Annotated in this window: 7 protein-coding genes; all 7 read right to left on the bottom strand. The window is 65.2% G+C overall.

What is annotated here, in order from left to right:
* Positions 1 to 30: 30 nt before the first annotated feature.
* The gene (locus tag KXR83_RS20105) at positions 31 to 20,976 is read right to left on the bottom strand and encodes an amino acid adenylation domain-containing protein (protein WP_437426327.1); all 20,946 of its coding nucleotides are present in this window, start codon (positions 20,974 to 20,976) and stop codon (positions 31 to 33) included.
* 65 nt (positions 20,977 to 21,041) lie between these two features.
* Positions 21,042 to 21,449: an aspartate 1-decarboxylase gene (gene panD, locus KXR83_RS20100; RefSeq protein ID WP_437426326.1), complete on the bottom strand. Its 408-nt coding sequence runs from the start codon at positions 21,447 to 21,449 to the stop codon at positions 21,042 to 21,044.
* Between the two features lie 36 nt (positions 21,450 to 21,485).
* Positions 21,486 to 21,761 carry an MbtH family protein gene (locus tag KXR83_RS20095; RefSeq protein WP_437426325.1) on the bottom strand — a complete coding sequence of 92 codons (276 nt, stop codon included), beginning with the start codon at positions 21,759 to 21,761 and terminating at the stop codon, positions 21,486 to 21,488.
* Complete coding sequence (locus KXR83_RS20090) at positions 21,742 to 23,085, bottom strand: lysine N(6)-hydroxylase/L-ornithine N(5)-oxygenase family protein (RefSeq protein ID WP_437426324.1); 1,344 nt, start codon at positions 23,083 to 23,085, stop codon at positions 21,742 to 21,744. The genes KXR83_RS20095 and KXR83_RS20090 overlap by 20 nt, the downstream gene beginning before the upstream one ends.
* A 114-nt stretch (positions 23,086 to 23,199) precedes the next feature.
* Positions 23,200 to 24,789, bottom strand: coding sequence for a (2,3-dihydroxybenzoyl)adenylate synthase (locus KXR83_RS20085; RefSeq protein WP_437426323.1), 1,590 nt, complete (start codon positions 24,787 to 24,789; stop codon positions 23,200 to 23,202).
* 32 nt (positions 24,790 to 24,821) lie between these two features.
* Positions 24,822 to 25,694, bottom strand: coding sequence for a sugar phosphate isomerase/epimerase family protein (locus tag KXR83_RS20080; protein ID WP_437426322.1), 873 nt, complete (start codon positions 25,692 to 25,694; stop codon positions 24,822 to 24,824).
* 8 nt (positions 25,695 to 25,702) lie between these two features.
* A complete protein-coding gene (locus KXR83_RS20075) occupies positions 25,703 to 25,981 on the bottom strand; it encodes a phosphopantetheine-binding protein (protein ID WP_437426321.1) in 279 nt (92 codons plus the stop codon).
* Positions 25,982 to 26,012: the final 31 nt, after the last annotated feature.

The following is a 26,012-nucleotide window of genomic DNA, read 5'->3' as shown; positions in this document are numbered from 1 at the left end:
AATGTTCCGGAGTGTTTATCAAAAGGTCTTTCAGCTTCGGGTATCAGAGATGAACCGGCGCAACCGATCTCCCCAATCCGCAACGACGTCGTCGTCAAGCATCTCTCGATGCCCCTTTATGGTCGATGAATATTCCACCTTTCCAACGATGTGATGACGCCAGTTAAAGGTGTCTAGATTGCCGTCCACCCCTGCCTGCAACAGCAAAGCATCTGCATGTACCTGTCCTTGCGTCGGGCTCGCAAGATGCTCAGTGGCGGTCGCGCCCGACTTCAACATGCCTCGTACGTCGGACTTTTGAATCCCCGGCCACAGCGGCGCCACATCGACAGCGTGATCGACGAGCTCGTCCACCGTCGAGAAACGGTGGTCGATGCTGAATGCGTAGCAGAAGTCGTCGATCGACTCCTGTAGCGACATCGCTCCCGTGAGGTAACCCGGCTCCGGTGTCGGGCCCGAGTCGAGCAGCGTCAGGCTGATCAGTTTAGAGTCGCTCTGCTTCTCGATCAGTTTGGCGAGTGCAAATGCGAGGTGCGCGCCGTACGACCAGCCGAGCAGATGGATGTCGCCACCATCGGCGATGCGGTCGACGAGGTCGAAGTACCAGCGCGCCGTCGCATCCAGATCGCCCATGTCCATCTCGGGATCGAACAGCGACACGTTCTGCAACCCGTACACGGCCACGCCGTCCGGTACGTGGGCCACCAAGCGGTCGTACATCACGGCTGATCCCGAGGCGGGGTAGGCACAGAACAGGTGCTCGGTATACGCCGCCTCGGCCGTCGGAGAAAGCCTCAGCAGCACAGAGTCTCGCAGATGATCGGTATCCGAGTGATCGGTGGACCGGTCGATCAGGTTCGCTATCGACGAGACCACCGGGCTCTCGAAGATGTTGCGAACACCCACCTTCACACCGAACTCGGCGGCTATTCGGGATGCCAGCCGCACAGCGGTGAACGAATGCCCTCCGAGATCGAAGAAGTTGTCGTCGGCCGACAGTTCGACGTCACCGAGTCCCAGCACCTGGGTAACCAGTTCCCCGACGGCCCTTTCGGTTCCGGGTGACAGAGCCCGCCCGTCACGGCCGTGCCCGCTCACCTCCACCGCGGGAAGAGCGGACCGGTCGAGCTTTCCGTTGGCCGTCACCGGCAACACCTCGAGCATGGTGAACGCCGTGGGCACCATGTGAGCCGGCAGTCGAGAACCGCACCAGTCGCGCAGATCATCATCGAACGCGGTCGGGTCGTCAGTGGCCTCGCCCGTTGTGTAGTACGCGGCCAGGGTTTTTCCCGACGATGGGTGGTCGACTGCGATCACCGCGGCCGACGACACCCGGGGGTGGCCGTCCAGGATTGCAGCGACCTCGCCTGGTTCCACACGCTGGCCTCGGATCTTCACCTGGTCGTCCACGCGTCCGACGTATTCCAGCACACCGTCGCCGTCGGTTTGCACCAGATCCCCTGTGCGATAGAGACGTCCACCGGTTCCGGCCGGATCTGCGATGAACCTTGACGCGGTCAGCCCGAATCGACCGTGGTAACCATGGGCCAACTGCGCGCCTGACAAGTACAGTTCGCCCACCACACCCGCCGGGACTCGTCGCAGCCACGGATCGAGCACCAGCACACCGCAATTGGCCACCGGCCATCCGATCGGGACGAATCCTTCACGTTGTTCACCGGGTACCGCTCCACAGTCGAAATACATCACCTCGCCCGATTCTGTCGGCCCGTAGATGTTGAGGACGTTGGCGCCCAGCGACGACTCGACCGAGTCGGCCAGACTCCAGCGAAGTGCCTCGCCGGCGAGCAGGACCTCGGCCACCCGGGCCCCGGAGTCCGCGTCGACGTTCTCCACGAGGATGTCGGCCATCGACGGCACGAAGTTCACGCGCTCGATGTCGTGGCGAGTCACCGCGTCGACGATCTTCCACGGATCACGATGGTCGCCCGCACCGAGAACCACCACGGCGTGACCCTCCACCAACGGCGAGAGCAGTTCGGGCAGCGACACATCGAACCCGATCGGTGTCTTGACAAGAATCGGCCCGGTCAGCGGGTACCGCCGGCGACCCCACTGCAACCGGTTGGCCAGCGCCCGGTGCGAGACCACAACGCCCTTGGGCTGCCCGGTTGTCCCCGAGGTGTAGATCAGGTACGCGGCGTCATCCGCGAAAAGAGCTCGGCTCCTGTCGTCGTCCGTGATCGGCGCATCCGATTCGTCGGCACTGCTACCGATTTCCAGGACGTCGATCACCGGAATGTCGCCGGTACCGGGTGAACCGTTCCAGTCCGGCGAATTGGTCACCACCACAGTCGGAGAAGAGTCCTCGAGCAGGTAGGTGATCCGCTCTTCGGGATAGGAGGGATCGATCGGCAGGTAGACACCGCCGGCGCGCAACACCGCAGCCATCATCACCGGCAGCCATTCGTCCCGTTGCGCGACCACGGCGACGTGGTCGCCGACGTGCACGCCCGCATCGATCAGATGGCGCGCCAACCGGTTCACCCGGCCGTCGAGCTCTGCGAAAGACCACTCGATCGCGCCGTGTACAACCGCAACGCTCGACGCGAATTCGTCTGCAGCGCCTCGCAACAACCCGTCGACCGTGATGTCCTCCAGCACGGGCGTTGTCCCGGAGGCCTGAGCGGATCGGGTGATGTCGACGTACTCGACAGGTAGCAACTGCGCAGCAGCGAGCGGGGTATCGAGATCCTCGGCCACCACTTCGAGTACCTGCCCCAGCGTCTCGATGAAACGCCTGATCGTCGATTCCTCATAAAGGTCGACCGCGTAGGCCAGGTTCGCATCGATCCGCTCGCCGTCGTCGACGAAGAAGACGTCGAGGTCGGCCTTGACCACTCCGAGACTGCCACCCAGTGGATCAAGCAAGCCCAGACCGGCTTTCGCAAGGAGGCCACGCTCGTGTGAGCCGCCGGACTGGGCGACATAGCTCACCAGCACCTGCACCAACGGATTCGCGCCGGCGACATGAGCGCCGTTCCCCGCGGCGACTATCTGGTCGAACGGTACCCGCTGGTGTTCGAACGCGGCCAGCACGCTGTTCCTCGTGCGCTGCAGCACGGTTCGGAAGGTGTCCTGCGGAAGCAGGCGATGCCGTAGCGGCACCGTGTTGACGAGATAGCCGACCGTATCGGCGACGGTCTCCTCCGCTCGGCCGCCCGTCGGCGATCCCAGCACGAGGTCCGTGCCCGAACCCAGCCGGTTCATCGCCACGGCGACCGCCGCGTGCAGGATCATGAACATCGAGACGTCCAGCCTGGCCGCGGTCTCGCGGACGCGCGACACCAGTCCGTCGTCCAGCGAGATCTCGAGATCGATCCCCTTGAAGCTCTGCCTGCTCGGCCGGCTGCGATCCGGAGGCAGGGTGGACAGTTCCGGCGCACCGGCCAACTGGTCGTTCCAGTAGCGCACGGACTCGTCGAATCGGCCCTGGTCGAACAGCGATCGCTGCCACACCGCGTAATCGGCGAATTGCACTGCGAGAGGCTCGAAGACGGGTGCCTCACCGCTGAGACGGGCGCAGTAAGCATTCCAGAGATCCCCGGACACCGCGCCAATGGATCCCTCGTCGACAAACGCATGGTGCAACGCCATACCCACAACGAACTGGTCGTCGCCTCGGCGCACGATCACGCCTCGCAAGGTCGAGTCCGCAGCAACGGACAGTGGCCTGCTCCCCCACTGCTCGATGAGCGAGACGGTCTCGTCGTCGCTGCATCCGACCGCGTCGACGTGATCGATCTGCAGCCACCGCTCGACCGAATCCGGTGGCGTGATGACCTGCACGATCGAGCCGTCGTCGGCCTCTGACAGTCGGGTCCGCAGCGGCTCGTGGCGGACGACGAGGTCACGCAGTGCGGCGGCCCACGCGATGGGTTCGAGACGGCCGGAGACGTGCCACAGGATGGTCACCGTGTAGGTCGACCCCGCACCCGCCATCTCGTCGATCACCCACAGTGCCTGCTGCCCGAAGGAAGCCGGGATCTGGTCCGGCCGCTCGATCTCGCCGATCCGCGGCAGTCCGGGTGCCTTCTCGACGTCGCCAGGACTGTCGTGGCCGTCGATGGCGGCCGCCATCTCCGCCACTGTCGGGTGATCGAAGATCGCACGCACAGAGATCGGATGACCCAGTGTGTTGCTCAACCGTCCGGCCAGACGCATCGCGAGCAGCGAATGACCACCCATGTTGAAGAAGTCCGCATCAATCGACACCTGAGAGATCCCGAGGGTGTCTGCGACCGCGGCAGCGATCGTCTTCTCCAACTCGGTTCGGGGCTCGCGCGCAACCTCTTCTGCCAGTTCGATCTCGGGCAGAGCGCGTACGTCGACCTTGCCGTTCACCGTCAACGGGATGTTCTCGACAACCCCGATCGCCGAGGGAACCATGTAGTCGGGCAACCGGGCCGCAAGATGATCACGCAGGTCGGAGACCTCGATCTTCGCCTCCCCCGCGGCAACGACGTAGGCGTGCAACGCCTTACCGGATGCGCCCTTTCGGACCACCACCGTCGCGCGCGACACGTCGTCACGATCGACGAGGGCACTGGCGATCTCCGCCGGTTCGATGCGGAACCCGCGGATCTTGATCTGGTCGTCCGAGCGCCCCAGGTACTCCAGCGATCCGTCGGGCTGACGCCTCATCAGGTCGCCGGTGCGGTACATCCGTTCGCCCGACCGCCACGGGTGGGCGATGAACGACGCGGCCGTCAGATCAGGCCGACCCTGGTAGCCCCGGCCCATTCCGGCGCCGCTTAGATACAACTCGCCCGCCACGCCGTCCAGCACCGGGGTGAGCGACCGGTCGAGCAACAGTGCCATCGTGTTGAAGATCGGCCTGCCGACATTCGGGCGGTCACTGTCGGCGAGATTCGCACCGAGCGCATTGATCGTGTATTCCGTTGGGCCGTAGAGATTGTACGACCACAGACCGGGTCGCTCACGCAGCGTGGCCCACAACGTCTCCGGGACCGCCTCTCCTCCGAGTGAGAAGAACGAGATGCCGTCATAGCCGGGTTCGGTATGGAACAGGCCGGATTCGACCAGGAGTTCACCGTAGGAGGGCGTGACGTCGAATCCGTCGATGCGGTTCTGCGTGTAGTAGGACAGCAGCGCAGCAGGATCTTTGCGCATGCTCTCACTGATGACGTACACCGAATGTCCGTCCAGCAGCCAGAACAACTGCTCCCACGAGGCATCGAACGAGAACGATGTGGTGTGCGCGATCTTCATCGGCGCACCGCCACGCCCTTCGGTGGCCGGACGGAAGATGCGATCGACGTGGTTGTAGAACATGTTGATCAATCCGCCGTACGGGACCGCAACGCCTTTCGGCGTACCGGTGGAACCCGACGTGTAGATGATGTACGCCAGGCCGGCTGGATCGACGGCGCGCTGCACCGTCTCAGGCACCGGGGTATCGGCCTTGGACAAGGTCTCACTCACGAGCAGCAAGTCGGGCGCGGTCTCGGGAAGGGATGACGCCAGCATCGCCGACGTGCACACGATCGAGGACTCCGAGTCATCGAGGATGTATCCAACCCGGGCAGGGGGCAATTCGGGGTCGATCGGCACGTAGGCAGCGCCGATCTCGAAGACGGCGAACATCGCGATGGCCATGTTGTGGTCGCGCTCGAGGTACAGAGCTACCCGATCCTCCGATCCGATACCCCGTCGGACCAGTTCGGCCGCCAATGTGCGCACGTGCGCCGACATCTCCTCGAATGTGAGGTGAGTCCGGCCCGACACCAACGCAGTCCGGTCGGGATGTGCCTGCACCTGACGGGCCAGCAGCGACGCTATGGACTCCGTCGGGATGTCCTGACGCACCAGGTCTGCGGTGACACCGGCAACGGACTCGTCCTCGGACAGGACCGAGATCCTGGCCATCGGCGCATCCACATCGTCGACGAACCCGCGCACGACTCGCACGAACCGCGCCATCAGGGTGGTGACCTCGTCCGTGGTGAGAAGGTCACTGCGATAGGCGCATCGGAGATGGATGGTTCGGCCGGGATGACATGCGATCGACACCGGGTAGTGGGTCGCGTCCTGCAGCGACACATCGTCCACCGAGACCGAGCCGTCCGGACCGATCTGCGACCATTGCGCGTCGGTGTCGATCCACTGGTGGTTCTGCATCACGAACAGCGTGTCGAACAGCTGGTCCACGCCCACCGCGCTGTGCAGTTGCGACAGCTGCACATAGGGGTGTTCGATCGTCTCGAGCTGGCTGCGCTGCTGAGCGCGTAGGTGTTCACGGATCGTGTTTCCCGGGCGCACCGTGGTGCGCACAGGAACCGTGTTGAACAGCAGACCGATGATCTGGTCGGAGTCCTGCAGATCCGGGCTGCGGCCTGAGGCGACCGTGCCGAACACCACGTCGTTCTGGCCCACGAGCTTGCTCAGCAGCACACCCCACGCTGTATAGAGCAGTGTCGCAACGGTGACGCCGGCGTCAGCTGCCGCAGCACGTATCGAAGCCGACAGCGTCTCGTCGAGATCCATCTCGTGGTCCCGCGCATGCGAGGCGCGGGCGGGCTCGGTGACGCCCGGGCGGATCAGGGTCGGCGATTCGATACCGCCCAATTCGCGGGCCCACACTGCGTAACCTGTTGGGGTGTCACGGGTCTGGAGCCATTGCAGATAGTCCCGGAACGACGGCTCTGCGGGGGTGATTCGATCGGGCATCTCATCGACCGCGACATCGATCTCGTTGTACAGCGTGAACAACGCCTCCAACATCAGGCCGCTCGACCAGCCGTCCATGAGCAGATGCTCGAAGACGACGGACAACGTCCACTTCTCGGAGTCGTTCTGCAACAGGGCGAACCGCATCAGAGGCGGAGCGTCCGCTGCAAACGGCCGGCGGCGTTCTTCCTGCAGGATCGAGTCGCGCCCGAGGCGGGCGGTATCTGCCTGCCGATACCAGGTCCAGGGCACCTCCACCTTGGCCTGGACGATCTGGAAGGTGGATTCACCGTGCACATGGAATCCGGCCCGCAGGTTCGGGTAGCGGTACAGCAATGCCGTGACCGCGGCGTGGAACCGGTCCGGATCGACGGCGCCGACGAAGTCGATCACGAACTGTGACGAATAGACGTCCGTCGAGTCGGCAGCCTCCGCCGTCAGCAGGTGGAAGAGCAGCCCCTCTTGGAGAGGACTGACCGGAAGTATCTCGGCGACCTGGCCGAACGTGGCCGACAGTTCTTCGGTGAGATTCGCACCGACCTCCACCAGTTGTGGGGCCGCGATCTGTTCGTATACAACACCGTCGGCCCACGGGTCGGGTGAGGTCAGAAGGCCGACCACCGATCCGGTTGCTGTCAGGGCGGCGGCAACTCGTTCTGCCAGGCCCACCGCATCGACCGCCAGCGTTGTCATGACGTCCACGGCCACAGCCACCCCGGAACTCTCCGTACCGGCCACAACCACATCGAGCACCAGTGGCTGGTCGCCCGGTGATGCGGTGATGCCGGGCGCCACAGGGGAAGTCGCGTGGTGGAGCCGTATCGCGATCTGCGCCTCGGGAAGCTCATCGAAGACGCCGATGGTCGCAGGGCTGTGGTCGCGCAGGATCACATAGCCCTCGGCCTCGGCGGGGGTCATCGCCAGGGCATCGCGAGTCTCGTCGGCGAGATCGCCTGTTTCCGAGGCCCATCGGACCAATACTGGGAACGTCCGCCGCGCTCGCCCGATGATGTACTGCCGCAGGTCTTCGCGCGACGGTTCTTCGATGTCGATGATGACACCTTCGGCGACGAGGTCCGCCGGAGTCAGGACATCGATGGCGACCAGGGCCTGCACCGTCGACGACACCACCGACGCACGCAGGTCTGCCAGGGCGACCGGCCCGGTTGCGGCATCAACATTCACAACACTGCGACCGACGCGCGGGTCTCGGTCATCGACGGCCAGCGTGACCGGATCGGCGATGTCGACATCATCGGCGAAAGCCAGCCATCGGTCACTGTGGTCGTCGACGCGTTCGCCCGCGACGTCACGCTCGGCGTCGATCAGGCCGACCGGTGGCAGATCGATCTGCAACCGATCCGCATCAGGGGCTTGCAGTACCGCAAACAGAAGAGTCTTGATCACGCCGACCGATTCGAGGTCGAACCGGCCGTCACCGGGCACGCGGATGTCGAAGTCGTCGGCGAGCACGCCGTCGGAGGTCGAACACACGATCAACGGTGTTGCCTCTGCCGGCCGCGGTCCGTCCCGATCCACGGCAAACGGCATCTGCACCACGCCGGACCCGGTCAGGCCCCAGCCGAGGACCCGCAACGCGGCCGCGCGTACGTCGCTGACGGTGAAGCGGGAGCCGGGCAGCGGAACAGTCTCCGAGAGAGGGGTTTCCGCTGTTCGGTCGTCGGTTGGCATCCCGCCCGGTCGCGACTGCTCGGGCGCGATGTACTCCGAGAACAATTGCTGCACTGTCGCCGTCGGCGACTGACTGCCCGCGATCAGCAGGAACGCGGTGGTCGCCATCAGGTTCTCGATGGTGGCCGGCTCGAACAGGGCCGATGCGTAGCTGAACCACAGGGTCCAGGCGCCGTCGTTGTCGATGATGGCAACGGTGAGATCGAATTTCGCAACCGACTCGGAGCGCCCGGCATCGAGGACATCGATCGCGCGACTGAGATATCGGTAGGACTCATCAGGTGTCCCGCCGGCGCGGTATGCCGTCATGACCTGAAAGACCGGCGATGTGCTCTCGGCACTCACGCGCAGACCGGGTGACGATGCCACGAACTCGAACGGCACATCTCGGGCATCGAGGGATTCGAGCAGGAGCCGACGCGATTCGGCAACGTTGGTGGAAAAGCTCGCGGATGGTTCGGTCGACACCGGCACCGGAACCGTGTTGAGGTAATACCCGATCGACTGCTCGGCATCAGGACCCTGGCGCAGGGTCGCCGGGGTGCCGAAGACGGACCTGGTCGCGGCGCCGTGCGATGACAACGCGGCAGACAGTGCGGCGTTGAGGAGCATCAACGGCGTGACACGACTCTGGGCGGCGAATTGTTGTACCTGTTCGACGAGCTGTTTCGGCACAACACATTCGGCTTCCGCGGCCGTCGACGTCGCAGGCCGGCCAGGGCCCGCGTGGTCGTAGGGCAGGTACGGATACACCACGTGGTCCGCAAGCCGCGTCGTGATCCGCTCGATGAGGGCGGAGCGCCCGCCCGGTGCCGAATCGAGCACGGACCGTTCCTGGATCGCCCAGTCGGCGAACTGCCGCAGACGTCCCTGTCCGTCGGCAAGTTGTTGTCGCGCAGGGTCATCGTCACTCTCAGCCCGCAGAGCGAGGTCGAGATCGGACAGGAAGACGTCGAACGACGTCTCGTCGAACACGATGTGGTGCCCCGCCACCAGCAGCCACTGACGACCGGCACTGCGCAGGTGCACGAACTCGACAAGCCACGCCTCCGAGCCGTCACGTGGCCGTCCGAGGCGCTCACCGGCCGTGCGCGCTACGTCAGCCTCGGCGACGTCGACGACGTCGTACGGAACACCGTCGGCGTCGCGTGCGTCACGGATGACCTGGACCAGATCTCCCGCACGCCAGTCGAAGTGAGTTCTCAGCGCTTCGTGGCGCCGCACCACCGACACCACAGCCCGCCGCAGGGTCTCTGCCTCAAGACCCGGGTTCACCTGTAACGCATCACCGATGACGTACTGGCTGCTCGGCCCGGTTGCCTGGCCGATCGCCCAGAGCGCCTGCTGGCCATACGAAGCCGGGATGTGCGCCGGCCGTTCGGTCGTGCCTGGCTGCGGATGCGTGGCCGGCGCGGCGGTCTTCATCGCTGCGTCCACAGCGGCGCTGAGCTCGGCAATGGTCGGGTGATCGAACACCGACCGCAACGTCAGATCGGTTCCACACCGGTCGTTCAACAGCGCGACCAACCGCGTTGCGGTCAGCGAGTGCCCACCGAGGGCGAAGAAGTCGTCACCGGCGGCCATCACGACGTCGGCGTCCACCCCGAGAACCCCGGCGACCGTCGTCGCGACCACACGTTCTGTCTCGGTTTCCAGCTCGCGCCCCCGGCCGCTCGGGACACCCGCGTCCACGGCAGGCAGGGACCTGCGGTCCACCTTTCCGTTCGCAGTCATCGGCAGCACGTCCAGACGCATGAAGACCGACGGGACCATGTGGGCAGGCAACCTGGCGCCGACCCACTCGCGTAAGTGTTCAGCGAACAGGTCGTCGGACAGGTGGGCACCATCGCCGAGTGCGGTTACGTACCCCGCCAAAGTCATCCCGGCGACCGGATGTTCGACCGGCACCACTGCGGCGGACCCGACCCAGTGGTGGCCGCCCACCACCGCGGCAACCTCACCGGGCTCCACCCTCTGGCCCCGGATCTTCACCTGATCGTCGACGCGTCCTAGATACTCCAGAAGGCCATCGGCATTCCATCGGGCCAAATCGCCCGTCCGGTACATGCGACCACCAGACCCCCGTGGGTCGGCGACAAAGCTCCCGGCCGTCAGGCCTGGGCGGCGGTGGTACCCGCGCGCCAATTGCACGCCCGACACATACAGTTCACCGACGACACCTGCCGGCACTCTCCGCAACCACGAATCCAGCACCACGGCAGCGGTGTTGGTGAGCGGACGCCCAATCGGAAGGGTCCCGTCCGGGTAGTCGGCCCCGGGGTCGAACTGGCCGAGCACCACCTCGATCGTCGCCTCGGCCGGCCCATAGATGTTCCATGCCCGCACACCGAATCTCGTGTGCAGGTCACGGGCAAGCGACAACGGCACCGCTTCGCCACCCAGCGACAGAACATTGGGTGCCAGCTCCGTCAGGGTGCCCTGCCGCAGCACTTCCTCCATGAGCGACGGGGTGAAGTCGATCCAGGCGAAGCGGTTGTTGTTCAACAGCTCAGCGATGTATCCGGGGTCGACGAACTGGGTGTCATCCAGATAGTGCACAACACCGCCGAAGGCCAGCGGCCAGAACAACTCCGCCGCCGCCGGGTCGAAACCGATTGCCGTTCTGGCCATCACGACATCACCGGGAGCCAGTTCGCAGAGGTCCTGGCGGCGACGGATCAGCTCACCGAATGCCCGATGCGTGATGTCGACGCCTTTGGGGCGTCCGGTGGTGCCCGAGGTGTACACCAAGTAGACCGAGTCGTCGGCATGCAACCGACGCGAGCGTTCATCGTCGCCCACAGGCGACGGCTCCATGATGTCGATCCTCGACGCCACCACTGGATCGGCCAGATCAAACGTGTTGGTGTGGCCGTACATCGAGCCATCGCCGTCGCGACCGGCGGTGATCAACACCGCAGCGCCGCTGTCCTCGATCAGAAACCGGATTCGTTCGAGCGGGTAGGCGGGGTCGATGGGAACAAACGCGGCGCCGGTGCGCACCACCGCGGCCAGTGCAAGGGGCAGCTCCGGGCGCCGGTGGATCAGGACCGCCACGCGGTCACCGACCTCGACGCCGGATCGGATCAGGTGGCGGGCCAGCCGGTTGACACGCTGATCGAACTGCGCCGAGGTGTAGGTCTGTTCTCCGAAGACCAGCGCAGGTTCCGACGGACGCTCACGGGCGGCGGCCTGGAGCATGGCGTCCACGGTCGGGTACTCGACGGCCGTCAGGCTCTCGCTGCGTCCAGCACCCTCCACCGGCACGGGACCGAATTCGACAGCACCCAGCGGCTTGTCCGTAGCGTTGACCATCACGTCCAGAACGGCGGTGAACACGTCGACGAAACGTTCGATGGAGGCCGGTGTGTACAGCTCGGCGGCATACGAGACACCACCCGTCAGAACGCCGTTCACCACTTGGAACTCGATTTCGAGGTCGGCCTTGACGGTCTTCAGGACACCGCCGACTCTCTCGAAATGGGACAGGCCGGCGGCCTGAAGGGTGTCGTCTCTGATCTGTTCGTGCTCGGTCACGAAGTTCAGCAGCACCTGACACAGCGGGTTCGCTCCCGGAATCCGGTCGACGCCTGATGCCGCCACAACCCTGTCGAAAGGGATCAACTGGTGGTCGAGAGCTGCGAGCACTGTTTCCCGGGTGGCGCTCAAGAACTCTCTCGGCGTCCACTTCGGTTGCAGGCGGTGCCGGACGGCCACGGTGTTGATGAAGTAGCCGACCGTGGACATGACTGCCGCATCCGGACGTCCCGCGGTCGGCGAGCTGAGCACCATGTCCGAATCGGCCCCGAGCCTGTGCAAGCTCAGCGCGACCGCGGCGTGGACCACCACGAACATCGAGGCGTCGGTGTCAGCAGAGAGTTGTTGCAGGGCAGCGGTTGTCGCCTCGTCGATGACAAGTCCGGTGTGGCCGCCTTGGAAGGTGGGTGTTGCCGGTCGCGGCCGATCGGGTGGAAGGGTGGACAACTCGGGCGCCCCGGCCACGGTATCGGCCCAGTACTGAGTGCCTCGCTCGAAGGCAACGGTGTCGACGAGCTGCTGCTGCCACACCGCGAAGTCCGCATACTGCAACACAACCGGCGGCAGTGCCGGTTCCCGCTTCTCGCTCAGGGCGCCGTACGCTGCCCAGAGCTCGCTCGCGACCGTGGACATCGACCACTCGTCGACAAACGCGTGATGTATCGCAACCGCGAGAATGTGGCCGCCATTGTCACGCGGTGCGACGAGCGAGCGGATCGGCATGTCCGTATCGAGGGAGATCGGACTCTGCACCCAGTTCTCCACCGTGTCCCAGTCGGTGTCGACATCGGACCCGTCCAGGTGCAGATGGTGGGTGGTCAGCCACCGACCCACGGAGTCTGCGGGTTCCACGATCTGGACAAGACCGTGTTCCCCGGCCTCCACCAATCGGGTCCTCAGCGACTCGTGGCGGCGGACGACCACTTCGAGTGCCCGCTCCCAGGCCGCCTGGTCGAAATGCCCTTCCACATACCACTTCACCGGCACGACGTACCGGCCGCTCGCTTCCGAGAGACCCTCGATGGCCCAGAGAGCCTGCTGGCCCGAGGAAGCCGGTATGTGCTCCGGGCGGTTCACGGTCACGAGCCGAGGCAACGCCGAAGAATCACCGGGGCCACCCGCCGCATCCAAGGTCCCAGCCAGACCGGCGATGGTGGGGTGATCGAACACCGAGCGCAGCGTCAATCCCCGGTCGCATCGCGCGTTGAGCAACGCGATCAGCCGGGTGGCCAGCAACGAGTGCCCGCCCAGGACGAAGAAGTCATCCTCGGCCGACAACGGGACTTCCCCGAGGCCGAGGACGTCGGCCACCAGCGCAGCAACGGTGTGTTCGGTCTCCGTCGACAATGGACGGCCACGTCCAGCGCCTGCGCCCAGATCGATTGCCGGCAACGCACTTCGATCCAGCTTCCCGTTCACGGTCAGCGGGAGCTCATCGAGCCGAACGAACGCAGAGGGGACCATGTGGGCGGGCAATCGCGTCGCTGCCCACTCGCGCAGTTCGTCGTCGAACCCATCGGCCATCGACGCGACAGCGTGGGCGTCGGACGTTCCGGTGCCGGCTTCTGTGTAGTAGGCGGCGAGTACCGTGCCCGACACCGGGTGTTCGACCGCAACCACGGCCGCGGACGAGATGTGTGGGTGCGAGCCGAGTACCGCAGTGACCTCGCCGGGTTCCACGCGCTGGCCCCGGATCTTCACCTGGTCGTCGGCGCGGCCCGAGTACTCCAGGACCCCGGTGGTGGTCCACCGGACGAGATCGCCTGTCCGATAGATCCTCTGGCCCGAGCCGGCCGGGTCGGCGACAAACCGGGATGCCGTCAGACCGGATCTCCCGCGATAGCCGCGAGCCACCTGGGCACCCGACACGTATAACTCTCCGACGACACCGATGGGTGTCGGTCGCAGCATCGGATCGAGCACCAGCACAGCTGAATTGGCGACCGGGAGGCCGATGGGCACCGACCCGCTTCCGCCCGGTGACAACGGGTGGGTGGTCACGTCACCGGTGACCTCGGTGGAGCCGTAGAAGTTCGTCACCGCCGCGTCTGGCCACGTGGACGTGAGCTGCTCGACCGTCGGGATATCGAGCCGCTCACCCGACACCGTCAGTCGGCGCATGCCGCCCTGTGCCGCAACGGAAGCCGCGATGCCTCGAGCCAGGGACGGAACCATCACCACATCGGTGACACCCGCCCGCGCGCACAGCTCTGACAGTTGTGCTGGGTCTTTCGCCTCGTCGGCGGTCGCGACGATCAGCCGGCCTCCGACCACAACGATGTGCAGCATCTCGGTGAGTGCGTCGATGAAACCGAGACCGGATTTGGCAACGCCGACCACGTCGTCGCTGTCGCCGATGAGATGGGCGCCCCAGGACAGGCGGTTCACCAGGGAGTGGTGCGACACTTCCACACCCTTGGGTGCACCCGTGGTACCCGAGGTGTAGATCACGTACACCAGGTCACCGGCCAGCAACGGCCGGTTTCGTTCCGACTCCGCGATCGGTTCGCCGGACACCGCAGCAATCGTGTTGAGGGTCAACTCATCTCGGAGGTTCACGAGTCGTCCGTCGCCGAACAGATCCTCTTCGCCACCAAGGGAATCGGAGCCCAGGGAGTCGGGAACCACCGTGCTCACGATGAGGGTGGGTGTGCACTCGGCCAGGATGTGGTCTCGGCGTCGCCGGGGATGCTCGGGATCCACCGGGACGTAGACCGCACCCGCACGGATGATGGCCGCAACGCAGATGGGTAGCCATTCATCGCGACCACCGATCAGGGCCACGCGATCACCGACCTGGACACCGGAGACGAGCATGTACCGGGCCAGCCGATTCACCTGCGCGTCGAACTGCGCGTAGGTCAACTCCACATCCCGGTGGACCACAGCGGTCCGGTCGCGGTGGGAGTGCGCAGACGCGACCAGCAGCGAATCAACCGTCGTAGCCGGCGGTACCTGCAGCGCGGGTCCGGCCGAGACCTGCTTGATCACCGAGGCATCCGAGGCGCCCACGGTGTTCAGTCGCGCGATCAGTGTGTCTGTCCCCGCTCCGAATGCCTCGAGAACGCGGGTGAAGGTGTCCAGGATCCTGCGGGCGGAATCGGCGTCGACGCCGGCGGGGTGGTAGGACAACTCGACAGACAATTCGGCGGCGGGAACGACGCGCAGCGTGAGCGGATAGTTCGTCGAATCGCGCCACTGCCGTAGCGCAAGAGAGAGTCCGGTGGCGCGTTGCAGTTCACCCAGCACGGTGTCGTCGTTGACGTAGTTCTCCATCACCACAAGCGTGTCGAACAATGCCGGCATCCCGCTGAGACGGTGGATGTCGGTGAGCGAGACCTGATGACCCTCGAGCACCGCCACGTTGAAGGCGTGCACGGTGTCGAGCACTGCATCGATTGTCATGTCGGGTGACACGGTCACGACCGTGGGAATGGTGTTGACGAACATGCCGATGGCGGTGTCGATGCCGTCGACGTCCACGGACCGCCCGGAGACCACCGACCCGAAGACCGTTGTCGCCGAGCGGGTATGGATCTGTAGCGTCAGCGCCCACGCGGCCTGGACGACGGTGTTCAGTGTGATCGATCTGCGCTTGGCGAGGTTTGCGAGTTCTGCGGTCACGGGCGCGGAGAGAACCGTCTCGGCAGTGTCGGGGAAAGACGTGTCGTCCGGTTGCCAGCCACCGGCCACCAGGGTCGGTTCGGTGACCGCGGCCAGCGGACCCTGCCAGACATCGATGGCGTGCCGCGCGTCCGACTCCGCCATTCGGCGCACGAAACGGAAGAACGTGTCGTCTACCTGCGAGGCAACGGCTTCGGGCGCTTGGTAGGCCCGCAGCAGCTCTTGGACGAGCAGTGGAGTGGACCAGCCGTCGACTACCGCGTGGTGCGACGTGAGGACAAGAACACCTGCTGCGTCGTCGGTGAGCAGCAGCGTCAGACGAATGGGTGAGCCGTGCTCCACATCGAAGCCCCGCGCCCGGTCATCCTCGATGAACGTGGCGGCATCGTGTTCCGGATCGGCACTAGCGCGCAGGTCGATCACCGTCAACGGCTCGTCCACGGTCACCGGGATGACGGCGACGGGGGTGCCGTCGTGGGCGGTCCGCACAGCCATCGTCAGCTGCGGATACCTCGTCAACACCGCTCGCCATGCGGCGTGGAGCCTGTCAGGCTGTACCGGGCCGGCAACCTCGCGAACGTGTTGCGCCGTATACAGATCGACGCCTCCGGACGCGTCGAGCGCGGAGTGGAAGAGGACACCGCGCTGGGCTGGCGTCAGTGGGTACACCCCGAGAAGTTCCCCGTGATCGCGCTCCCACGTCGAGATGTCGTCCGCCGACACGTCGACCAGGGGAAAGTCGCTGGGCGAGTGTGCCACAACCGCTTGGGGTGAGGTGGCATACTCCGCGAGTGCCGCCAGCGCCGTCGTCCATCGGTCGGCAAGTGCACGCACTGCGGCTTCGTCGATGACCGACTCGACGTAGGCAAAGTCTGCGTGCAGCTCGACTCCGGTATCGGACACGACTGCCCTGGCGGTGATGTCGACGACCGCCGGAGCCGGCATCTCGTCGGCCGCGTGCAGACCCAATCCCGCTGTCTCCGGAGCGGATTGCCACGGCAATTCGCTGTTGACGCCACCAACACCGGCACCTCGGAACTGGCCGAGGTAGTTGAACGCGATCTGCGGGTGGTCCAGGGCGGCAAGCTCAGTCGCCGGTCCGGTGGCGAGGTGGCGAAGAACTCCGTAACCGATGCCCTTGTCGGGTATCGAGGAAAGCGTCTCCTTCACGGTCAGGACTGCATCCAGCGCGCGCTTCCCGTGCAACCCGTCGGCTTCGGATTGTCCGACCTCACTGCCAGGCAGCGGAAGCCGCACCGGGTACCACGATGTGAACCATCCGACTGTTGTCGACAGGTCCGCGCCGTCGACGACTCCCTCTTCGCGGCCGTGACCCTCCAGCCCGATGACAAACCCGTCGTGCGACAACTCATCACGATCGGTGAACACCTGGGACAGCGCCGCGGACAGCGCGCCGAGCAAGACGTCGTCGACGGTTCCCGCAGCGATCCGCGGGACGTCGGCCAGTACAGCGGACGCGGTAAGCGCGGGAATCGTCACACTCACTCGCCGCACATGGGCACAGGTGTCACGCTGCGGATCGAGTTGCCGATGCCCGAGGACGGCCTCGGTCTGCCCGGCCATCGCCAGCCACAGCGGTCTCTGATGATCGAAAGCGCCTGCGGCGGCCTGGCTTGTCAGCGCTTGGGCCCACGCCACCAGCCCGGTGCCTGCGTTCGACAGGCCGGCATCAGGCGTGCGCGCATCGGAGGACGACGCGGTAGCCAGGTCGTCAGCGAGAATCCGCCAAGAGACCCCGTCCACGACGAGGTGATGTATCACCATGACGAGGCGCCCTGTGGCGCTCGCCGAATCGGTGATCCACCGCGCTTGCCACATCACGCCTGCCGCTGGATCGAGCGCACGCGCGAGGTCGGTCGCGACTTCTCTCAGGTGCTGCTGCCGCGTCTCGGTGCTCCACCGAGTGAGCTGTCCATCAACGCGCTCGTCACGATCGAGCCCGTCTGCCGCATCCGCGGCGACGGCACCGACCTCGAGATGGCGTGCTTCGCCCGACCCGACGACCCGCGCGCGCAATGCCCCATGTCGTCCGACCACTTGGTCGAGCGCGTCGCGGAGCCGCTCCCACGTCAGATCCTCGGGGGTCACGAACACAAATGTCTGTGCGAAGGAATCGAATCCGGGTACATCGATCAGGCGATGGGCGATCGGCATCAGCGGAGCGAGGCCGCCGTGGCCGCCTCCCGCCGCTTGGTCCTGTCCGAAGACCTCACGGCCTTCAACCGCGGGTACAGCCGACGCCGCGATCGCCGCAACCGTGCGCTGCTCGAACACCGTCTTGGCTGTGGTCACCAGTCCTGCGCGCCTGGCTCGCGACACCACCTGGATGGAGACGATGCTGTCGCCACCGAGGGCAAAGAAGTCATCGTCGGCCGACAGCTGGGTCGCCGGATCGAGGCCGAGTACGTCGAGGAAGACTGCGGCGATGATGTGCTCTGCGGCAGTGCCGAGTTCGCGCCCCTGGCCGCTGCGCGCGCCGAGATCTATTGCGGGAAGCGCTCGGCGATCGAGTTTGCCGTTCGCTGTCATCGGCAATGCGTCCACCCGGACGAACAACGACGGCACCATGTGGGCGGGCAGCGCAGTCTCGGCCCAGACACGCAGTGCGGCATCGAGCGGCTGCCCTTCGGAGTCGGACTCGACCGACGCGCAATAGTAGGCAGCGAGAACCGTTCCTGCTGCGGCAGGTGGATTCTCGGCGCCACTCGATTCGGCACCCCGATCGACGGCGACCACGGCAGCTGCCGTCACATCCGGGTGCGATTGCACAGCGGCGGCGACCTCACCCGGTTCGATACGGAATCCGCGGATCTCGACCTGGTCGTCGATGCGGCCCAGATACTCCAGCTCGCCCGTGGCGTTCCACCTCGCAAGATCGCCGGTGCGGTACATACGGGTTCCGGACCCGTTCGGGTCGGCGACGAATCTTGTTGCGGTCAGTGAGGGACGACCGCGGTATCCGAGACCGACCTGCGGTCCGGCCACATACAGTTCTCCGACGACGCCGATCGGCGTCGTCTGCAGATGAGGGGTGAGGACGTCGGCACGCAGGCCGGGCAGCGCCCGCCCGATGACCGACGCTCCTGCGACATCGCCGTGCAGCGGCACCACGGTGTGCGTGACGTGCACCGTGGTCTCGGTGATGCCGTACATGTTGATCAACGTCGGCGTGGTCGGGTGGCGATCCAGCCATGGCGCGAGTCTGGCCGTATTCAGTGCCTCGCCGCCGAATATGACCGTTCGCAGCGCGAGGTCCGGGTCGTCCGTCCGGTGCTGTTCGGTGTCGATCAACGCATAGAACGCTGACGGTGTCTGATTGAGGACGGTGACCCGATGCCTCCGGATCGCATCTCCGATGAGGACCGGGTCGCGCAGGACATCCTGGCCGACGACAACAAGCGCCGCCCCGGTGGTCAGGGGCACCCACTGTTCCCAGACGGAGAAGTCGAAGGCGTACGAATGCAACAAGATCCACACGTCGTCGGCGCGGAAGTCGAAGTGTGTGGTGGCGTCGAACAGTGCGATGACGTTGGTGTGACTGACCATGACGCCCTTCGGACGACCGGTCGTGCCCGAGGTGTAGATCAGATACGCGGCATCTGTGGGGAGTAGTCTGCGGGTGCGGTCGGCGTCGCCGACCGGTTGCGGCGACACGGTGTCGAGGTGCCGCACCACCACAGGGTCCGCGACGTCGATGATCGGCGTCCCCACGACGTCGGCGAACCGCCTGATGTCGAGAGCGTCCCCACAGTTGGTCAGCACTGCACTCGGTGCGGCGTCCTGCAGCAGGAACTCGATCCGGTCGTCTGGATAGTCCGGGTCAACCGGAACGTACACGGCGCCCGCGCGCATGACTGCCGCGAGCATGACGGGCAGCCACTCGTCGCGCGCGGCCATCACCGCGATGCGGTCGCCGGTGCGCACACCCGATGAGAGAAGGTGCCGGGCAATGCGGTTCACCCGCGAATCGAACTGCCTATAGGTGAGGTGCCGATCATCGACGGCCACCGCGACACGCTCCGGATGCACCCTGGCTGCCGTCTGCAACAGCTCGTCGATCGTCACCTCGCGGCTGAACTCGGGTTGCCCGGACACCCACTCCGACAACAGTTCGGTGTCCACGGGGTCGGCAGGAACCAGCGCGCGCAGACGATCGTCGGCCGACAGCGACGACAGCCTGCGGACTGCGCTCTCGATCCGTCGCAGATGCATCCGCAGTTCTGATTCGTCGTACCGGGTGGGGTCGGCCTTGAGTTCGAGCGCGAACCCCTTCACCTTGTCGTTGTAGACAAACAGATTGAGGTCGTCGGCCGGCCCGGTGCCGAGTTCCTCGGTGACCGCGACCGTTCCCGCGAAATCGGCGTGGTAGTCGAATACATGCAGATTGACCTGCGACAGAGCAGGTTTGACGCCTTCGGCCACCTGGGTGAGGCGCTCACCCCGGTAACGCTGATGCCGGCGCACGCCGCCGAGTTCGCCCGCCGCACGGCTGATCCACTCGCCCACGCTGCCGTGTGGATCGATCTCCAGCGACACGGGCAGAACATTCACCTGCATCATCGGGGTACGCAGGCCCACCCCGCGCCGAGCCATCATCGGGATCCCGATGGTCGCCTTTGTACTGCCCGACCGATGCGAGTCGTACCAGGCCCAGAGGGCGATCATCGCCTCACCCCAGGTGGCGCCGACCGATCGAGCCAGTTGGTCGACCCTGTCGATGACCTCCCGGTCGATCGACACGGACACGCCGATGGGCATACTCGCGCTCGGAGACGCCGGCACCAGCGACGCTGCGGAGTCTCCCAGCGATTCGGCGAAGGCACTCCAGTACTCACCATCGCGCGCGGCGACATCGCTGCGCTCGTATTCGTCCTCGGCCGTGATCATCTCGGCCACGGTGCCGAACGTCGACTCCGGTACGGCCGCACCCCGCGACAGCGCGGTGTACACCTGTGCCACCCGGCGGGTCAGCAACGACAGCCCGTACGCGTCGAGCAATATGTGGTGCGCCTTGAACTCCCAGACGATCTGCCCATCGTCGAGCGACCACACCGTGGCGGCGAACAAGGGGCCCTCAGCAAGGGGTAGCGCCTCGGACATCCGCGTGCGCGCCTGTGCCCGAAGTGAATCGGCGGTGCCCACGTGGTTGCGCACCTCGATCGGCGGCGGGGCAGTCGGCACCTGGATCGACTGCACCGGCCCCTGCGTCCCGGTGTCGAAACGGCACCACAGGACGTCGGCGTCGTGAACGGCGATGCCCACGGCACGAGCCAGGATTTCGCTATCGCACCCCGCAGGCAGCCACAGGAGCTGCCCGATCGAGAACACCGGCGACCGAGGCGCCAATTCCTGAGCGAACCACACGCCCCATTGCGCACCCGAGAGCCTCATGCCACGTCCCATCGCCAAACCACATTCCCTTGCGCTCGCCGATGCGAGACGGTCGTCGATCGTGTCTAACGGCTCGACAGTTGATCGGTCGCGCCCGGAACCGGTTGCGCCGGATCATTTCCCAGAGCCACGATCGCGTTGTCCGAGTCGACGTGGACCACCTTGGGTTCGTGCACGATGACCTCGGCCTCGTCGAGTTGCAGGAACGACATGATGATCACCAGGTCACCCGGGTTCACCAGATGAGCCGCTGCCCCGTTGATGCAGATGACCCCTGAACCGGCGGCGCCGGTGATCACGTAGGTCTCCAGTCTCGCGCCGTTCGTGACGTCGACGACCTGAACCTTTTCACCTTCTACCACATCGGCGGCCTTCATCAATGTCTCGTCGACCGTGATGGAGCCGACGTAATGCAGGTCGGCCTGAGTGACTGTGGCGCGGTGGATCTTACCGTTCACCAGAGTGCGGAGCATGTTTCTGTCCTCGGTTCGTCAGATGCTGTGAGTTGTTCAGGGAGAAACGCTGTGGCGTGCCCGCGAATCCGTGGCATCCGAATTCGTGGCGTCCGCGTCCATCGCGTCACGCAGGCTCTTCGGCCTCATGTCCGTCCAATGCTCGTCGACGTAGTCGAGGCATTCCTGCCGGCCGGCGTGGCCGTCTGCTCCGTGGACGATCCGCCAGCCCTGCGGTACCTCCGCGAACGTCGGCCACAGTGAGTACTGTTCTTCATCGTTGACGAGCACATAGAACGTGCCCTCGTCATCATCAAAGGGGTTGGTAGACAAAGTCGTCTTCTCTCTGCTCGCTCGATTCAGAAGTGATGTGCACGGCGGCCTCCGCCTCGGTTCGCCTGACCGAGGCGACGATCGAGTCCACCAGCTCCCCCGAGCGCACTGCCAGGTTCGACAACAGGGTCGACGTGAGGCCGTGGGTGTGCTCGGTGTTGCCTTGCAGGTAGATCCCGCCCTTGATGCGTCCGCTGGTGGTCACCCGGTATTGACGGTCCACGACGGGGCGACCCTGGTCGTCCACATCGCAGGCCGCCGCCAGCGGACCGAGCAGCTCGGCGAGGCTGACCGGTTCGAAGCCCGTCGCGAAGATGACTGCGTCGCAGCTGAACTCGTCGACACCCTGTGACGGTCGATGGCGGATCTGCACGGCGACACCGTCATCCGTCTCGACCAGCGAGCTGACCTCCGACGCACCACGTACGAACAACCTCCGGCGCCCCGACACCCGCTCCCCGTACTCGCGGCGGTACAGCTCCTCGATCAGCGGTGGATCCACTGCCGAATAGTTGGTTCCACGGTGATAGCTGAGCAGTTGCGCGCGGAGTTCGTCGGACGACTGATGGAAGTCGACAACAGCGTCCGGATCGAAGATCCGGTTGGCGTAGGGACTGTCGTCGGCAGGGGTGTACCCGTATTTGCCGAAGACTGCATGGATCTCGGACTCCGGATACGTCTCGTGCAGATAGGCGGCCACCTCTGCAGCACTCTGCCCGGCACCCACCACGATCAGTCTCTGGTGGCGCATGCGCGGCAGATCCCGGAGGTGCTCGAGCAAGCGGTGATTGTGGAACACACGCGCGCTCTGCGCGACACCCGCGGGCACCTTGGAACGCAGGCCGCCGGCGAGAACCACGTTGTGCCCGCGCACCGGAACCGAACCCGGCACCTGGACCTCGAACACGTCGCCGGTCCAGTTCACCGAGCTGACCTCCGTCCCGTAGGCGATGGGCAACGTCACCTTCCCGGCCGCCCACTCGAGGTAGTCGTGGAACTCGAGCCGGGTGGGGAAGAAGCTCTGCTGGTTGATGAAGTCCGTCAACCTGCCACGCTCGGACAGGTACTTCAGGAATGAGTAGGGACTGCAGACGTCCCGTTGGGTGGCAAGGTCTTTGAGGAACGAGATCTGCATCGTGGTGCCGGGGATCAACATGCCCCGGTGCCAGCCGAACCGCTGCTGTTTCTCCACGAACTTCGCCGTCAGGCGGTCTGCCGGACGGGCCCGGTCGTTGTACTCCTCGATCGCGATCGCCAGCGCGAGGTTCGCCGGTCCGAAACCGACGCCCACCACATCGAACGGAGCACTCTCATCGGTGGTCATGAAGCGACTCCTCCTGCCGGGCTCCCAGCGGAACCGACAACTCGAACGATCATGGGGAACACGACCTCACATCTCACTCTGGTAAGTATAGGCTAACTTAAGTAGAAGGTGAAGTCAGCGTGCGCGTTGGTGGAGTTTGCTGACCTTGCCCACCGCGGTTCGTTCGAACTCGTCGACCAGTTCCACGACGTCCGGGATCTTGTATGCGGCAAGACCCTTGTCGGTGAGAAATCTCCTGATGGCCGGGAGCGACAGCGTCGACCTATCACTTCCCTCCCGTGGGATGACAAACGCCTTGGTGCGCTCCCCCAGCAGCTCGTCGGGCACTCCGACCACCGACACATCGTGAACCGATTCCGATGTCAGAAGGACGTTTTCGACCTCCTCGGGCGCGATCTTCTCTCCGCCCCGGTTGATCTGGTCCTTGGACCGCCCCACCACCGTGAGGTAGCCGCGCTCGTCCGCGCGGACTATGTCGCCCGTTCGATAGAACCCGTCGGCGGTGAAGTTGGCGGCGTTGTGCTCGGGCGCGCGGTAGTAACCGCGGATGGTCGACGGTCCGCGCGTCAGCAGATGGCCGGAGGTGCCGAGAGGCACCTCATGTCCCTCGTCGTCCACCACCAGCACCTCATCGGCCTCCAGCGTCGGGCGGCCTTGCCGGGTGGTGATCGTCTCTTCGTCCTCATCGAGCCCGGTGAAAGTGGTGAGCCCTTCGGCCATCCCGAAGCTCTGCTGCACGGTCGCACCGAGCTCCGAACGCACCCGGCGGGCGGCCTCTGCACTGAACTTGGCCCCACCCACCCGTAGGACCTTCAGAGTTCGCAGGTCATACCGGTGTTTGAGCGACGAGTTCAGCCACACGAGCGCGAGCGGCGGGACCACCGACACGTCGGTCACCCCGTGTTGCTCGATCAGAGGGAACGTGACGTCGGGACTTCCGTTCGGCGCGGGCACCACGGTGCCGCCTTTGTAGAGCACTCCGAGAAACCCCGGCGAACGCATCGCGAAGCTGTGGCACATCGGCAAGACCACCAGTTGTACGGTGCCATCGGTGATCCCACCGATCTCCGCACTGGCCCGCACGGAAGCCAGGTAGTCCTCGTGGGTATGGGGAATCACCTTGGGCTGACCGGTGGTACCGCCCGACAACTGCAAGAAGGCGACGTCCGACGGCAGGGATCTGCGTCGGTGCGCCGACAGGCCGCTTGAAAGCAATTGCTCCACATCATCACCCGCACCGTCCTCGGATAAGACGACGGTGTGGAGCCGGCCCGCCGACGATTGTCTCAGCTCCCTCGCCAGTGACCCGAAATCGTTGCCGGCGTGGGATTCGACGGTGACATAGGCAACCGCCTCGGTGAACTCCACGAAGTACTCGATCTCATGCCTGCGCAGCGCGGCAAGGGCAAGGACGGGCACCGCCCCCAGCTCGAACAAAGAGAACAGGATCGGCAGGTAGTCGGGCACGTTCGGCAGGTGCACCACCACACGGTCGCCACGACCGACACCGAGAGCTTCGAAACCCGCCGTGAACGTCAACGTCCGGTCCCCGAGCTCGCGATAGGTCATCCGGGTGTCTTCGGCGATGATCGCGATCTGATCGGGCGACCGTTCGATCGTCTCGAACAACATCTCGGACAGCGTCTGGTCGGTCCAGTACCCTTCGTCGCGGTACCGGGCGGCAAAGTCGGCTGGATATGGCACGACCCCGTCCAGTTCCAACGGTCGCAACCCGCTCACAGCGAACCCACCTGCGCCGAAAGGCGTTGCACGCCGTCGTCTGTCCACGTCGATGACGGGGCGTCCGCCTTTGTTCCCAGCTCATCGATGAACTCGCCGAGCGCTACTGCCCCGGCCCTGGCCACCTCGTGCGTATCGCGTTCGCGATAGCCAGGATTGAAGATCTCGAGCGAGAGGGGCCCGTCATACCCCGATGCCAGGACGGTGCCGATCGGGGCGAGGAGATCCATCTGCCCCTCACCGGGGAAACAGCGATGCCCACGGCTCCATTGCATGAGGTCCATGGAAAGCAAAGGCGCATCGGCCAGTTGGAGAAATCCCACCGAGCCGGCTGGGAGTTCGGACAAGATGGTGATGTCCTCGCCGCGGGCGATCAGGTGGAACGTGTCGACCACCAGGGTCAGGTTCGGATGATCGGCGCGCTGCAGCACTTCCCACGCATCTGCGACCCGGCTGATCTGGGTACCCCACGCCAGAGCTTCGAACATCACCGTCACGCCGTGCTCGGCGGCCACATCGCCCAGCGCCGACAGCTGCGCCACCGACAGGTCACGGCTGCTGGCGGCGTCATCATCGGTGTTGGAGACCACGAGAATGGAGTCGGCACCGATCTCCCGCATCACCTCCAGCTCGCGTCGAAAACGAGCTTGCACAGCACCGAACTCGTCGTGCGACACGCCTTCGGCTCGCCGGAACGGCTGATACAGGTCGATGGTCAATCCGAGGTCCGCACAGCGGCGAGCACATTCGCCCGGGGACATCGCCGACTCTCGAAGGTCGGCATCCAGCAACTCGATACCGTCGAACCCGGCGGCGGCAATCGCATCGATCTTCTCCTCCAGACCGCCACCGAGAGACACCGTTGCCATGCACGTTTTCATGAGACAACGCCCTGGCCGGCGGCGTCTGTACTCGTCAGCAGGACCTCGATCCACGTGCCGACCACCGGATCGGAAGCAAGCACGGGAAAATCGACGTGGGCCGAGCCCGCGCTGCGCCACTTCTCCACCAACGACATCAGCCGGATCGAATCAAGGCCGGCGTCAAGGAGATCCAGGTCGTGCGTGATCTCGGCGGGAGCCATGCCGAGAGCTCCCGCGATGTCGGCAACGATCTGCTCCTCCGACAAACTCGTGGACACATCTTGCTGACTCAACTGCAGCTCCTCACTCGCGATGTCGGGGCGA

The organism is Williamsia muralis (genome assembly GCF_051487485.1).
GTDB lineage: Bacteria > Actinomycetota > Actinomycetes > Mycobacteriales > Mycobacteriaceae > Williamsia > Williamsia muralis_B.
The sequence above is the reverse complement of the archived record's forward strand: the minus strand, read 5'-3'. Positions and strand labels throughout refer to the sequence as shown.